The organism is Pseudomonas sp. LAMO17WK12:I1 (assembly GCF_900177315.1).
GTDB lineage: Bacteria > Pseudomonadota > Gammaproteobacteria > Pseudomonadales > Pseudomonadaceae > Aquipseudomonas > Aquipseudomonas marginalis.
The window spans coordinates 266,327-280,962 of the sequence record NZ_FWZV01000001.1 but is presented as its reverse complement, the minus strand read 5'-3'; the positions used below and the strand labels follow the sequence as shown (position 1 = coordinate 280,962).

Genomic DNA, 14,636 nt, shown 5'->3' with positions numbered 1-14,636 from the left:
GAATTTCAGCAAGGATGCGTTGGATGCGTACGCGACTCAGCGGTGTACTCCTCTCCCTGGCCCTGGCCGCTCCCGTCATGGCCGAGCCCCGTTCGTTCTCGGTCAATGACCCCAGCGGTCAATACCTGGTCGAGGTGTTGTTCCCGGACGTGCCGCAGGACTTACAGCACCTGGCGCCGGCGCTCATCACCCTGCGCGACAAACGCTCCCTCGAAATCCTTCAGCAATTGCAGACCCCGGATGCCCAGGTGCCGCTGGATCAGCAAGGCAGAACCGTGGACTGGCGCCTGATGGGGGAGAACGGCGTGGTGTACTTCGCCGATATCAACCAGGATGGCCGCCAGGACCTGGCGATCCGCAATGGCACCGGTGCGGACAAGGACTTCCAGTCCAGTTACGACGTGTATCTGCAAGACCCGCACACGTCCCACTGGGTGCTGAATGGCCCCTTGACCGACCTGGCCAACGAGACCTCCGGCGGGATGTTTTCGATCAATCCCAAGGACGGCATTATCCATTCGCAGACCGACCGGGGTTGCTGCTGGACCCGCGCCAGCCGCTATCAGATGCGCGACGGCAAACTGGTGCGACTCAGCGCGTACACCCAGGCGGAAGTGCCGGCGACGGACGATGACGCCAACAACAGCATGCCCAGCGGCTACATGCTGCGCACCACCGGTGAGTGGAAGGACGGCCAGTGGCTGGAAACGCCCAGACTGGAAGGACCGGTCAACGAAGACCCCGAGTTCCTGGCCGGCACCCTCAACGGCAAGATCCCGGTGCAGCTCTGGTACCAGCAACAGGGCGCGGTGCTGATCGGTGAGTTGCGCTATACCAAAAGCGGCAGCGGCAAGCCGATCAAACTGGTGGGGGATCAGGGTGAATACGGCGACCAGTCGTTTATCTACCTGCACGAATACGCCGATGATGGCCGTCAAACCGGCATCTGGCGCATCACGCGGGAAACCGTCGAACCTTATGCCTACGCGGGCACCTGGGTCAGTGGCGCCAAGGGCGACCAGCCCGAGCTGCAGATTCAACTGCACAGGCAGGACCGGGCGCCTGAGTACGACAAACTCGGCGACGTGGCCCGCGACCAGCGCGATGGCCATTACCAGATGCGCGATGACTTTCTCGGCCGCGACGGTGACCTGGACCTGAAAATCCTTCCCGAACGCGATGCCCAGGGCCGGGAAGTGGCGGAACTCAGCGTGACGCTCAAAGACACCGGCACCGACAAGATCATCATCACTACGCACCAACGCGTGCCGATGGAAACCGCAAACCTGATCATCGTGCGCGCGCCCCAGGCGCCCCCTCGGGCCGGGCCGTATCACATCCAACTGGTGAAGGGTTTTGCCGTGATCGAGCACAACTCGGCGCCGGACAGCCAGGACTACCTGACCGGGTTTTATCGTAAGCAGCCCTGAGGCCGGGGAGTAATGCCGCCTGAGTGTCGATCCTGGGTCAGGCGGTTAGACACATCGGGTATCTTCAACCGCCGGCCGCTTCAGGCTCGGCGCACAATTGATTGATCAAGGAAGCAGGCAATGGCACTCAGGGTGATGGTGATCGGCGGCTACGGCAACTTTGGCAGCATCATTTGCCGGCACCTGGCGGGCGCGCCGGGCATTGAACTGGTGGTCTCGGGCCGCAACTCACACAAGTTGCAGGGCAAAGTCGACGGGTTGAAAACGTCCTCGGGCCGCGAGTGCGAAAGCTGGTGCGGCGATGCCATGGCGGCCGGGTTCGCTGGCGTCTTGCAGTCGATGGACATCCAGTTGGTGATCCACACCGGCGGCCCGTTCCAGGGGCAGTCCTATGCCGTCGCCCAGCACTGCATCGACGCGGGCGTGAACTACTGCGACCTGTCGGATTGCCGGACCTTCGTCAATGGCGTCGGCGTGCTGGATGCGAAAGCCCGGCAGGCGGGCGTGGCCGTCCTCAGCGGTTGCAGCTCTGTACCGACGTTGTCGTCCGCCCTCATCGATCAGTACCGCGATCGCTTCATGCGCATCGACACCATCGAGCATGGCATTTCCTCTTCGGCGAAGATGCCGGGGCTGTCGACCATCGAAGGCGTGCTTGCCTACGCGGGCAAACCGATCAAGCAACTCAAGCAGGGCCAGGTGCACGAGGTGCTGGGCTGGCAGGACCTGACCCTGCGCAGGATGCCCCAGCTCGGCACGCGGGTGCTGGCCAATGTGGACGTGCCCGACATGGATATATTCGCTGGCCGTTATGGCGCCCATACCCTGCGCTTCAAGGCCGGTGCGGGGCTCAAGCTGGGCGGTGTCGCCAATTATCTGCTGGCGCAAGCGCTACGCATGGGCATTGTGCGCGACCACCTCGTGTGGGCCGCCAGGCTGCATCGCCTGGGCACCTGGTTCGAACGATTTGGCGATGGCAAAAGCGCGATGTACATCGACGTGCAGGGGCTGGGCATGCAAGGCCAGCCGCTGTCCCTGGCGGTGCAACTCACGGCCCTGGACGACAAGGGACCGGAAATCCCCAGCTGTGCAGCCGTCGCCCTTGCCATCAAAATGGCCCACGGTTACGTGCCCGAACCCGGTGCCCGCCCGTGCGTAGGTGAAATCAGCGTCGACGAATACATGGCCGCCATCAACGAACCGACGAAGCTCAGCCTGACGGTGCGCTTCTCTGACGGGCAGGCCTGACCGATGCTCTACCTGTGCCTGAAGTACCTGCACATCATCGCGGCGATTTTCCTGTTCGGCTTCGGCATGGGCTCGTACCTCTACCTGATCGCCGCCAGTCGCACGGCCAACCCGCAAGTGATCGCCCAAGTGGCGCGCATGGTCGTGCGGTTTGATACCTGGATTACCACGCCGGCGGGCGTCATTCAGATCATCACGGGCTTGCTGCTGATCCAGCTTGCCGGGCTGCCTGTGACCACGGAATGGGTACTGACCGCGTTGATCATCTTCCTCGGCGTGGGCTCGCTGTGGCTGCCGGTGCTGGTACTGCAGAAGCGCATGCAGCAGATGGCCTCGCGGGCGGTCGAGACCGACACGGTGCTGGATGATGGATACCGTGGTGTGTACCGGCAATGGTTCTGGCTGGGCGTCTTCGGCTTCCTGGGGATGTTTGTGATCGTGATGATCATGGTGACGAAGATGACGCCGTGGCAGTTGGTCGGGCTGTTGGCGGCGGGCTGAGTGCCCGCTCAAGGCTTGGCATCCCAAACCGGTGCAACGATGCATAGCGCTGTGTTCATAGCGGCCCCCTCAAAAAGCGCTGCTCATGCGTCGGCCGCTGCTACGGTTTGGACGGTGTGGGTGCTTAACGCGAGAGCAGCGGCGCCGGGCTTTTGTCCTCTGCGCCCACGTCGTGCAGGGAAATCCTCGACGTCTCCGGCAATGCCAGTCCGCCCGCCAACGCCAGCAATGCCACGGCAATCAGGTAGAACGCCGGTGACAGGTTGCTGCCGGTGGTGCTGATCAACCACGTGGCCATCAGCGGCGCGGTGCCGCCGAAGATCGTATACGCCATGTTGTAGGTAATCGCCGAAGCGGTATAACGCGTGCGGGTCGGAAAGGTCTCCGACAGCAACGCCGCCGTCACCACACCACACAGTACTGCGCCGACCGCCAGCAACATCACCCCGACAATTGACGCCGTGAACGAACCGGAACTGGCCATCAGGAACGACGGATACACCACCACCATCAACAACACGCACGCCGTCATCACCGTGACCCGACGCCCCACGCGATCCGAATACAGCCCCGCCAGCGGGCAAATCGCCGCGGCGAAGATCAACGCGATCAGCGACACCAGCAACGCCATCGCCCGACTCAGCCCACCGGCCACTTGCAGGTACGTGGCGAAGTAGGTGGTGAACATATAAAACGACAGCGCCGTCAGTGACACAAAAGCGCCCAGGCAGCAGATCGCCGCACCATGGTTGCGCAAGGTTTCCTTGAGTGGTGAGTGGGCCACCGCGTGCTCCTGCTTCACGGCCTGGAAGGCGGGCGTCTCATCCAGCTTCCAGCGCAGGTAAAGGCCCACCAGGCCCAGCGGCGCGGCGATCAGGAACGGCAGGCGCCAGCCCCAACTGCCCATCGCCTCGGCGGACAACGACGCTTCGAGTGCGTACGCCACCACGGCGGCGGCGGCGAAGGCAGAGAACGTCGACACCGGCACGAAGCTGCCGTACCAGGCGCGTTTGTCCCGGGGCGCGTGCTCCATCAGGTAGGCACAGGCGCCGGCGTATTCGCCGCCGGCGGAGAAGCCCTGGGCGCAGCGGATCAGCGATAACAGGATCGGCGCCGTGACGCCGATGGCGGCGTAGGTGGGCAGCAGGCCGATCAAGGTGGTGGCGCCGGCCATCAGCAGGATGGTCATGGCCAGGGTGCGCTTGCGCCCGATACGGTCGCCGAGCATGCCGAAGAAAATCCCGCCCAGGGGCCGGAAGGCGAAGGCGACGGCGAACACCGCGAAGGTTTTGAGCAAGGCCGCGCTGGCATCGCCGCTGGGGAAGAACTGTTGGGCGATGGTGGTAGCGAGGAAACCGTACAAGGCGAAGTCAAACCATTCGACGAAGTTACCGATGCCGGCGGCGATGATGACCTTGCGCAGGGTTTGGGGGCTTACCTGTTCGGTGGAGGGGCTCGTCATGGGGAAGGCCTCGGAAGGGGGTCGGAGATGCTGGATTATCCGGGGAGGGTGTTGGGCGGCCGGGCTCAAAAGAGTCGTCCGCGTAGTCAGTAGCGACCGGGTGGGATGAGGGAGGCAGGAATTGGGCCAGGTCAGGCGGGGATTTATCGTTACCGGGCAGACGTGCGATAGGTCAGCAGCACAATCCCGGTCACCACGATGACGCCGCCGACTATCTGGCCGGCGCTGAGCATTTGATCGAGCACGACCCAGCCCATCAACAGCGTGGCCAGCGGCTCAATGTTCATGACCGGCGCATTGCGCGGCATGTCCAGGCGCGGGACCGACATGAACAGCACGATAAAACCGGTGCCGTACAGCACCACCAACGTTGCGAGTGCCAGCCAGCCGGTACCCGTGGCCGGCGGGTTCAGGCCGCCGGGGAGGGCGCCGCTGAGGCCGGCGAGGTTGACACTGCTGAATACGATGAAGATGGTCAGCAGGCTGCGCACGGAGCCGCGCACCTGGGACAACTTGTGGTCGGTGATCCACAGCGCGCAGGCGAACACGAACGCGGCGCAGAGGGCCAGGCCGACGCCGAGCAGCCAGTGCGGGCCGATATCGGCATGGCCTGAGAGGCGGCCGGGTACGTCCAGCACAAACACCAGGCCCACCAGAATCAACCCCATCAGCAAGGCGGTGCGCGCCGTCGGACGTGGGCCGCCGAATGCCCAGGTGAGCAGGGCGAGCAGAATCGGGAACACGTTGCCCACCAGCAGCGCCAGCGCCACCGGCACACGGGCGACGGCGGAGTAGAGGCACAGGCTCTGGGTAGCGATAAGCAGGCCCAGCAGCACTTGCCAGCGCCATGCACCTGCGGGCAGGCGCAGGCTTTGGCGTTGCCACAGTACCAGCACCGCCAGCACCAGCAAGGTGCCACCCGAGCGCAGCAGAATGGCCAACAGCACACCGGCACCATCATCGAAGGCGACCCGAGCGGCGATGTGATTGCCGGCGAAGGCACAGCCCATGCAGAGCAGAATCAACACGGCAATGGGGCGGGAGAACAGGGCGGGGGCAGTTTGCGTCGGGGCAGGCGGAGTCATGCTGGGGCTCGGGCGGTTGGCGCCATCGTCGGGGATGGCGATTTATTTTTAGGTTGTCGTACAACTTCGCGACGGGGTGATTTGTAGCGTGTTTGCGCCGAGTGAGCAAGGAGGGATTTGGTCTGGAAAAAACTCAGCGCCTGCTGAGCGCGAGCTTTGCGGCAAACAGCAAGAAGATCACACCGGTGGTGCGATCCATCCACTGGATGACCTTTTCGCGGCGCAGGAACCCGGACAGCGACTGCGTGGCGCCGATCAATACCAGCGACCACAGCAGCCCGAGCAGCACATGGATGCTCACCAGGCCGAAGGTCCAGGCAATCAGCGAATGCCCTTGGGGGATAAATTGCGGCAGGAACGACACGTAGAAAATCCCCACCTTGGGGTTCAGCACATTGCCCAGCATGCCCTTGATAAACCAGTTGCCGCCGGGCTTGCGGTCGTCTGCGGCCGGTGCCAGTGAGCGACGCGGACGCACCAGCATGTTCAGCCCCAGCCAGGCCAGGTAAGCCGCGCCGCAGTACTTGAGCAGGTTGAACGCCATCTCCGACACCGCGATCAACGCGCCCAGGCCAAAGGCAACCGCGGCGCCCCACACCAGGCAACCCGCGTTGATGCCCAGCGTGGCCTGCAGCGCCTGGCGCTTGCCTTCCACCGTGGCGGTGCGCAGGACCAGGGCGGTGTCGAGCCCCGGCGTGAGGGTCAGCAGGGTGGCGGCGAAGGTGAAGGCGATGAGGTTGTCGGCGATGGACATGAGCGGGCTTCATGCAGAGGGATGAGTGGGCGTTAACCCAAGCTTGGCATGAGTGGTTATCTTGTGGCGAGCGGGCTTGTTGTGGCAGCCGGCTTGTAGTGGTGAGCAGGCTTACTATGGTGAGCGGGCCTGTTGTGAGTGACCGGGCTTGTTGTGGTGAGCGGGCTTGCCCCGCGCTGGGCTGCGAAGCAGCCCCAAAACCAGGCACTGCGGTTTGTCTGATGGAACGCAGTGATCTTGATCGGGGCCGCTTCGCAGCCCAGCGCGGGGCAAGCCCGCTCACCACAGTAAGCGGGCTTGTCTGCCTTCAGCGGTTGAAGCGTTCAACCAGCGCGTATTGGGTGGACGCGGTATTGGTCAGTTCCTTGCTCAGGTCCGTGGATTGATGGGCTTGTATCGAGGTCTGGTCGGCCAGTTCGGCGATGGTGGTGATGTTGCGGCTGATCTCCTCGGCGACGGCGCTTTGTTCTTCGGTGGCGGCGGCGATCTGGGTGGTCATGTCGGTGATATGCGACACCGCTTCGCTGATCCCCACCAGGGCCTGGTCCGCTTCCAGCACCCAGGCCACGCCTTCCTGGGCCTGGCGCTGGCCGTTTTCCATGCTTTGCACCGCGTTGCTGGAGGATGCCTGGAGCTTGGTGATCAGCCCATGGATCTGGGTGGTCGATTGTGACGTGCGCTGGGCCAGTTGGCGCACTTCGTCGGCTACCACGGCAAAGCCTCGGCCTTGCTCGCCGGCCCGTGCCGCTTCGATTGCGGCGTTGAGGGCGAGCAGGTTGGTTTGGTCGGCGATGCCTTTGATCACATCCACCACGCTGCCGATTTCGTCGCTGTCCCTGGCCAGTTGCGCCACGGTCACCCCGGTCTCGCCGACCATGGTGGACAGACGCTCGATGGCTTCACGGGTATCGCGCGCCACTTCGCGGCCGCGCCCGGTCAGCACGTTGGCCTGTTGGGTGGCGTCGGCGGTGCGTTGTACATGGCTGGCGACTTCCTGGGTGGTCGCGGCCATCTGGTTGACGGCCGCCGAGACCTGTTCGGTTTCCACGCGCTGGCGGTTCAGGCCTTTGGCACTGGCGGCAGCCAACTGATCGGATTGCCCCGCCAGGGTACTCAGTTGTTCGGCGCTGTCCTGCAGGCGGGTGAGGCAGGTTTTCAGGCGCGCGGTCTGGCTGAGGAACGCGGTTTCCAAACGCGACTGTGGGCCGCGTGCGTCACTGTACATCTGCGCGATCAAGGCATCCGACGTCGAGGGTTCGACCCCCTCCAATAGACGCAGGGTACTGCCCTGGCGCCAGCGCGAGCACAGCAGGCCCACCGGCAGCGCGACCGCCACGGCCACTGCGACGGCCGCCGGTGCACTGAGGAACAGCCCGGCGACGCTGCCCGCCACACCGGTGGCCATGTACGGCACGCAACTCACTGCCGCCGGCAGCCAGGCATCCTGGCGCGGCACGCCCGGCTTGCCTTGGCTCAGACGCCGGTAGAGGGCCTGGGCGCGGCGGATTTCATCGGCCGTGGGCTTGACCCGCACCGACTCGAAGCCAACGACACGGCTGCCGTCGAAGATCGGCGTGACGTAGGCATTGACCCAATAGTGGTCGCCGTTTTTCGAGCGGTTCTTGACGATGCCCATCCACGGCAGGCCTTGCTTGAGCGCGCTCCACATGTGGGCGAAAACGGCGGGTGGCACGTCGGGGTGACGCACGATGTTCTGGGGCGCGCCGATCAGGTCGGCGCGTTCAAAACCGCTGATATCGACGAAGGCGTCGTTGCAGTAAGTGATCATCCCTTGAACATCGGTGGCGGAGATGAGTTTTTGCGAAGGCGCGAGTGAAATCTCGCGCTGTGTTACAGGCTGGTTGTTGCGCATTCCGACTACTCCCTGAATTGCCATAAGTTCATCGGCATCACACGGAATAAGTTGATGGCGATTGTTTGATATAAACCGAGACGTGACGAATGGCGTTCAGGAGGGCCTAAATGGCGAATTGTCCTGGTGCGATACGAAAACAGTTTTTGCCTGCGCGCTTGGCTTCATATAACGCACCATCCGCATGGGCAATCACTGTTTGTGCACAGGTATGTGACGTACTGTCGGCGCCTTCAAAGAGGGCAATGCCGATGCTGGCTTGCAAGGCATAGGGAAGAGCGCAACGCTCAGAGGCCTGTCGCAATGTGTCTATAATTCGTTGCGCTGCAAGGGTGGCAGAGGTCATGCCGGAATTATTCATCAGCAGAATAAATTCGTCTCCGCCCAAGCGGCCGGCACAATCCTGGTTTAGCCTGACAATCGATTTAAGTGTTGCGCCAAATTCGGCTAACGCCTTGTCACCTTCGGCATGTCCGTGGTTATCGTTGATGCCCTTGAAACCATCCAGATCTATGTAGAGCACCGCAAAGTGTTTATCGGCATGCCGGCTGCGGGCCAGGGTGTTTTCAATCAGTTCGAGTATCCCCATACGGTTGTACAGGCCCGTGAGGGGGTCATGGGTCGCGCGGATTTGGTTTTTGGCCTCGGCCAGTAACGCGCGCACCAGGTTATCGTTCAACGTGTTGAGCAGTAGCCACATGCCCGTCAAGTACAGCGGGGCCTGGAGCAGGAATATCCTGAGCAGCGGTTCCGGCTGAAACAAGGTGGCGAGCTTCATGGGCACATCCGTCAGCAATATTTGAGTGAATGCGTAGCGCGGTACGCCTTGGTTGCGCATGGCGATCGCGGCATTCACGCTGACCATTGACGTGCACCCGAGAACTTGAAGAATCGCATCGCCGCTGATCAGGCAACCAGCGGTACCCAGGCCCAGCTCCGCCGCCCAGACCAGGCCCAGTAATAACGATAGATCAATGACATAAGGATATTTTTGGCCGCCGTATGTATTGATCCAATACAGCAGTGCTAACCGTGAGACCCAGATCATCGAATCAATGATGAGCCAGGCAATGAAGAATTGGCTCGGGCGCAGTGTAACCACGACTGTGCATATCACCAGGCTGTTAAACCAGCCGACCCACAGCACCCCCTTCGAAGAAAAAGGCCCGGCTATAAGTTCGCTGCGTATGCGTGTGTCATACGGCGCGTCTGCATTTGTCAGCCATCTCATCGCCTTTGTTGCAGGGAGTTGATATTCCATATTGACCCTCACCTGAAGCGCTGAAATTAAATGATGGCACATAGCCATGCTGGCACTGTTCCAGCGGCTTTTCAAATGCTATGAGATAAAGAATCGCGCCGGCAGAAACGCTATCCATCACCCCGCATGATTGAAAAGCCTGAAACTTCCCGATGAAAAACCTCATAATGGCGGCCATTTTTGTTTAGCCCGTTATTCTGGTGTGCCCCCATGGAAATCAAGGTCAACTTTCTCGACAACCTCCGGCTTGAAGCCAAGTTCGATGACTTCACGGTGATTGCCGACCAGCCTATTCGCTATAAAGGCGATGGCTCGGCACCGGGGCCGTTCGATTATTTCCTGGCCTCGTCGGCGTTGTGCGCGGCGTACTTCGTCAAGTTGTACTGCAGCACGCGCAACATCCCCACGGACAATATTCGCCTGTCGCAGAACAATATTGTCGATCCGGAAAACCGCTATAACCAGATCTTCAAGATCCAGGTCGAGTTGCCGGCCGATATTTCCGATAAGGACCGCCAGGGCATCCTGCGTTCCATCGACCGTTGCACCGTGAAGAAAGTGGTGCAGGCCGGGCCGCAATTCGTGATCGAAGAAGTGGACAACCTCGACGCCGATGCCCAGGCCCTGTTGATGCCGGGCGCGGGCAGCGAGGCGGGCACTTATATTGCCGGCAAGGACCTGCCGCTGGAGCAGACCATCGCCAACATGTCCGGGATCCTTGCCGGCCTGGGCATGAAGATCGAGATTGCCTCGTGGCGCAATATCGTGCCAAACGTGTGGTCGCTGCATATCCGCGACGCCCATTCACCGATGTGCTTTACCAACGGCAAGGGCGCGACCAAGGAGGGCGCCCTGGCGTCGGCGTTGGGCGAGTTCATCGAGCGGCTCAACTGCAACTTCTTCTACAACGACCAGTTCTGGGGTGAGGAACTGGCCAACGCGCCGTTCGTGCATTACCCGGACGAGCGCTGGTTCCAGCCGGGCCCGAATGACGAGCTGCCCGGCGAAATCCTCGATGCCTACTGCCTGAAGGTCTACAACCGCGACGGCGAGTTGCGCGGCTCGCACCTGTTCGACACCAACTCCGGCAACGAAGCGCGCGGCATCGTTTCGCTGCCGTTCGTGCGCCAGTCGGATGGCGAGGTGGTGTATTTCCCGTCCAACCTGATCGAGAACCTCTACCTCAGCAACGGCATGAGCGCGGGCAACACCCTGGCCGAGGCCCAGGTGCAGTGCCTGTCGGAGATTTTCGAGCGTGCGGTGAAGCGCGAAATCATCGAGGGCGAATTTGCCCTGCCGGACGTGCCGGCTGACGTGCTCGCTAAGTACCCGGGCATCCTGGCGGGTATTGCAGGCCTGGAAGCCCAGGGTTTCCCGGTGCTGGTCAAGGACGCGTCCCTGGGCGGCGAATTCCCGGTGATGTGCGTGACCTTGATGAACCCGCGCACCGGCGGCGTGTTCGCCTCGTTCGGTGCCCACCCGAGCCTGGAAGTGGCGCTGGAACGCAGCCTTACCGAACTGCTGCAAGGCCGCAGCTTCGAAGGCTTGAACGACCTGCCGCAGCCGACCTTCGAAGCCCAGGCGGTGACCGAGCCGAACAACTTCGTCGAGCACTTTATCGACTCCAGCGGTGTGGTGTCGTGGCGCTTCTTCAGCGCCCAATCGGACTACGAATTTGTCGAGTGGGACTTCTCAGGCGAAGGTGAAGACTCCAACGCCCAAGAGGCCGCGACCTTGTTCGGCATCCTCGAAGGCATGGGCAAGGAAGCCTATATGGCGGTGTACGAACACCTCGGCGCAACCGCCTGCCGCATCCTGGTGCCGGATTACTCGGAAATCTACCCGGTGGACGACCTGATCTGGGACAACACCAACAAGGCGCTGTTTTTCCGCGAGGACATCCTCAACCTGCACCGCCTGGACGAAGCGGAATTGCAGGGGTTGGTCGAGCGCCTGATCGAAAGCGAGCTGGACGACTACACCGACATCACCACCCTGATCGGCATCGAGTTCGACGACAACACGGCCTGGGGCCAACTGACCATCCTCGAATTGAAGCTGCTGATCTTCCTCGCCTTGCAACAGTACGAAGAGGCCAAGGAGTGCGTGGAGATGTTCCTGCAGTACAACGACAACACCGCCGAGCGTGGCCTGTTCTACCAGGCGTTGAATGCGGTGCTGGAGATGGAACTGGACGACGACCTGGAACTGGCGGACTACGAAGCCAACTTCCGCCGCATGTTCGGCAATGAGCGGATGGACGCGGTGATCGGTTCGGTCAATGGCAGTGTGCGCTTCCATGGGTTGACGCCGACCAGCATGAAGCTGGAAGGGCTGGACCGGCATTTGCGCTTGATCGAGAGCTACAAGAAGCTGCATTCGGCGCGTGCCAACATCGTCCAGGGGTGACGCATACCCAATGTGGGAGGGAGCAAGCCCCCTCCCACAGTTGATCTTTGTTTTCTGGGGGGATTTATATCCGGGCCAAGGCCTGGGCGAGGTCTGCCCGTAGATCCTCCACGTCCTCAACCCCCACCGACAACCGCACCAGCCCGTCGCCAATCCCCAACTGCGCGCGGGTCGCCGCCGGGATGCTGGCGTGGGTCATGATCGCCGGGTGTTCGATCAGGCTTTCCACGCCGCCCAGGCTCTCGGCCAGGGCGAAGAGCTTGACGGTTTCCAGGAAGCGCGTGGCGCCGGCCAGGTCGCTGTTCAAGTCCACCGAGATCATCCCGCCAAACCCGCGCATCTGCCTGCGCGCCAGTTCGTGCTGCGGGTGGGACGCCAGGCCTGGGTAATAGACCCGTGATACCTGCGGTTGCTGCTCCAGCCAGGTCGCCAGGTCGAGGGCGTTGCTGCAATGGCGCTCCATGCGCAGGGCCAGGGTTTTCACGCCGCGCAGGGTGAGGAAGGCGTCGAACGGGCCGGCGATGGCCCCAACCGAGTTTTGCAAAAAGCCCACGCGCTCGGCCAACTCGGGGTTGTCACCGACGATGGCGATGCCGCCGATCACATCGGAGTGACCATTGAGGTACTTGGTGCTGGAGTGCACCACGATGTCGACACCCAACTCCAGCGGGCGCTGGATCCACGGGCTGGCGAAGGTATTGTCGGCCACGCAGAGAATGCCGCGGCTGCGGCAGATCCGGGCGATGGCGGCGAGGTCGGTGAGGCTCAGCAGCGGGTTGCTTGGGGTTTCGACCCAGACCATCCGCGTGTCGTCCTGCAAGGACGCTTCGAACGCCGTCACATCACTCAGGTCGACAAAGCTGAAACGGTGCCCGGCACTGCGCTGGCGCACCTTGTCGAACAGGCGGAAGGTGCCGCCGTAGAGGTCGTTGCCGGACACGATATGGGCGCCGGCATCCAGCAACTCCAGCACCGTGGAGATTGCCGCCAGCCCGGACGCGAAGGCAAACGCCTGGCTGCCGCCTTCGAGGTCGGCCACGCAGCGCTCCAGGGCAAACCGCGTGGGGTTGTGGGAGCGGCCGTAGTCGAAGCCCTTGTGCACGCCGGGGCTGTCCTGCAGGTAGGTGGAGTTGGCGTAGATCGGCGGCATCAGCGCGCCCGTGGTCGGGTCGGGTGACTGCCCGGCGTGGATCACACGGGTGGCAAACGCGCTTTTATCGGGCTGGCTCATGCAAGGGATCTCCGCAGGTGGTTGAGCAGGTCGACGCGGGTGATCAGGCCGTGAAAGCCCGCCGCGTCGGCAATGATGGCGACCAGGCCGCGGTCCAGTTCGGCCTGCAATTCGGCCAGGCTGGCGCCAGGGGCCAGGGTGTGGACTTTGTCGCTCATGGCGCTGGCGACCATCATGGAGAAGTCCGCCGCGTCATGGTGCAGGCCCAGCAGGATGTCGGACTCATCGATCACCCCCACCAGTTCGCGGCCGTCCACCAGCACCGGCAGTTGCGACACGTCCGCCAGGCGCATGCGCTGGAAGGCGGTGAGCAGGGTGTCGTCGGGGCTTACGCTGATCACGCGGCCATCTTCGAAGCGCCGCGCGATCAAGTCGCGCAGGTCGCCGTAGTGCTTGTAGTGCAGCAGGCCCGCATCGGTCATCCATTGGTCGTTATAGACCTTCGACAGGTAGCGGGTACCGGTGTCGCAAACGAAGGTGACCACGCGCTTGGGCACGGTCTGCTCGCGGCAATAACGCAGCGCGGCCGCGAACAGGGTACCGGTGGAGGAACCGCCGAGAATGCCCTCGGCCTTGAGCAACTGGCGGGCGTGATCGAAGCTGTCTTCATCGCTGATGGAGTAGGCGTGGCGCACGCTGGACAGGTCGGCAATCGACGGGATGAAGTCCTCGCCGATGCCTTCCACCGCCCACGAGCCAGGTGTTTCCAGCTTTCCGCTGCGGCTGTATTCGGCCATCACCGAACCCACCGGGTCGGCGAGGACCATTTCCAGCTCGGGCTGCACCCGTTTGAAGAAGCGCGTCAGGCCGGTGAGGGTGCCGGCCGAGCCGACACCCACCACGATCGCGTCCACATCGTGTTGGGTCTGTGCCCAGATCTCCGGCGCGGTGCTGGTCTCGTGGGCCAGGGGGTTGGCCGGGTTGTTGAATTGGTCGGCGAAGAAACAGCCGTCAATTTCCTTGGCCAGCCGCGCGGCCATGTCCTGGTAATACTCGGGATGGCCCTTGCCCACATCGGAGCGGGTGATATGCACCTCGGCGCCCATGGCCTTGAGGTGCAGCACTTTTTCCGTGGACATCTTGTCGGGCACCACCAGCACCACCCGATAACCTTTCGCCCGGCCCACCAGCGCCAGGCCCAGGCCGGTGTTGCCGGCGGTGGCTTCAATGATGGTGCCGCCGGGGCGCAGGCGGCCGTCGCGTTCGGCGGCGTCGATCATGGCCAGGCCGATGCGGTCCTTGATGGAACCGCCGGGGTTTTGGGATTCAAGCTTGAGGAACAGCGTGCAGGGGCCGGTATCGAAACGGCTGACCCGAACCAGCGGCGTGTTGCCGATCAGCTCGAGTACGGCAGGGCGGGGGAGCGTGGGCATGTCGTCACC

At 62.7% G+C, this 14,636-nt stretch carries 11 protein-coding genes; 4 read left to right on the top strand and 7 right to left on the bottom strand.

Translation table 11 applies throughout. The annotated features are described in order from the left end of the window. Positions 1–23: 23 nt before the first annotated feature. The 3 genes from B9N88_RS01290 to B9N88_RS01280 all read left to right on the top strand — a co-directional run bounded on the left by B9N88_RS01290 (position 24) and on the right by B9N88_RS01280 (position 3,179). Entirely contained in the window at positions 24–1,430 is a 1,407-nt protein-coding gene (locus tag B9N88_RS01290; RefSeq protein ID WP_027608460.1) for an XAC2610-related protein, read from the top strand. Between the two features lie 120 nt (positions 1,431–1,550). Next, the gene (locus tag B9N88_RS01285) at positions 1,551–2,678 is read left to right on the top strand and encodes a saccharopine dehydrogenase family protein (protein WP_027608459.1); all 1,128 of its coding nucleotides are present in this window, start codon (positions 1,551–1,553) and stop codon (positions 2,676–2,678) included. Between the two features lie 3 nt (positions 2,679–2,681). Next, positions 2,682–3,179: a DUF2269 family protein gene (locus tag B9N88_RS01280; protein WP_027608458.1), complete on the top strand. Its 498-nt coding sequence runs from the start codon at positions 2,682–2,684 to the stop codon at positions 3,177–3,179. Between the two features lie 124 nt (positions 3,180–3,303). On the opposite strand, the gene B9N88_RS01275 is transcribed toward B9N88_RS01280, so the two are convergent. The 5 genes from B9N88_RS01275 to B9N88_RS01255 all read right to left on the bottom strand — a co-directional run bounded on the left by B9N88_RS01275 (position 3,304) and on the right by B9N88_RS01255 (position 9,614). Next, positions 3,304–4,641 carry an MFS transporter gene (locus B9N88_RS01275; RefSeq protein WP_027608457.1) on the bottom strand — a complete coding sequence of 446 codons (1,338 nt, stop codon included), beginning with the start codon at positions 4,639–4,641 and terminating at the stop codon, positions 3,304–3,306. A gap of 149 nt (positions 4,642–4,790) precedes the next feature. Continuing rightward, positions 4,791–5,726: an EamA family transporter gene (locus B9N88_RS01270; RefSeq protein ID WP_027608456.1), complete on the bottom strand. Its 936-nt coding sequence runs from the start codon at positions 5,724–5,726 to the stop codon at positions 4,791–4,793. 133 nt (positions 5,727–5,859) lie between these two features. Continuing rightward, on the bottom strand, positions 5,860–6,480 hold the full coding sequence (locus tag B9N88_RS01265; protein WP_027608455.1) for a LysE family translocator: 621 nt from the start codon (positions 6,478–6,480) through the stop codon (positions 5,860–5,862). Between the two features lie 307 nt (positions 6,481–6,787). Further along, positions 6,788–8,269 (bottom strand): methyl-accepting chemotaxis protein, encoded by a 1,482-nt coding sequence (locus tag B9N88_RS01260; protein ID WP_371263392.1) that lies wholly within the window; start codon positions 8,267–8,269, stop codon positions 6,788–6,790. Between the two features lie 190 nt (positions 8,270–8,459). Then, positions 8,460–9,614 (bottom strand): GGDEF domain-containing protein, encoded by a 1,155-nt coding sequence (locus tag B9N88_RS01255; protein ID WP_043293903.1) that lies wholly within the window; start codon positions 9,612–9,614, stop codon positions 8,460–8,462. A gap of 210 nt (positions 9,615–9,824) precedes the next feature. On the opposite strand from B9N88_RS01255, the gene B9N88_RS01250 reads away from it, so the two are divergent. Then, positions 9,825–12,023, top strand: a complete 2,199-nt coding sequence (locus tag B9N88_RS01250) for an OsmC domain/YcaO domain-containing protein (protein ID WP_027608452.1) — start codon at positions 9,825–9,827, stop codon at positions 12,021–12,023. 64 nt (positions 12,024–12,087) lie between these two features. Here B9N88_RS01250 and B9N88_RS01245 read toward each other — a convergent pair whose 3' ends face one another. Together B9N88_RS01245 and B9N88_RS01240 are read right to left on the bottom strand one after the other, a co-directional pair. Next, positions 12,088–13,254 (bottom strand): cystathionine gamma-synthase, encoded by a 1,167-nt coding sequence (locus B9N88_RS01245; RefSeq protein ID WP_027608451.1) that lies wholly within the window; start codon positions 13,252–13,254, stop codon positions 12,088–12,090. After that, a complete protein-coding gene (locus B9N88_RS01240; protein WP_027608450.1) occupies positions 13,251–14,627 on the bottom strand; it encodes a pyridoxal-phosphate dependent enzyme in 1,377 nt (458 codons plus the stop codon). The genes B9N88_RS01245 and B9N88_RS01240 overlap by 4 nt, the downstream gene beginning before the upstream one ends. Positions 14,628–14,636: the final 9 nt, after the last annotated feature.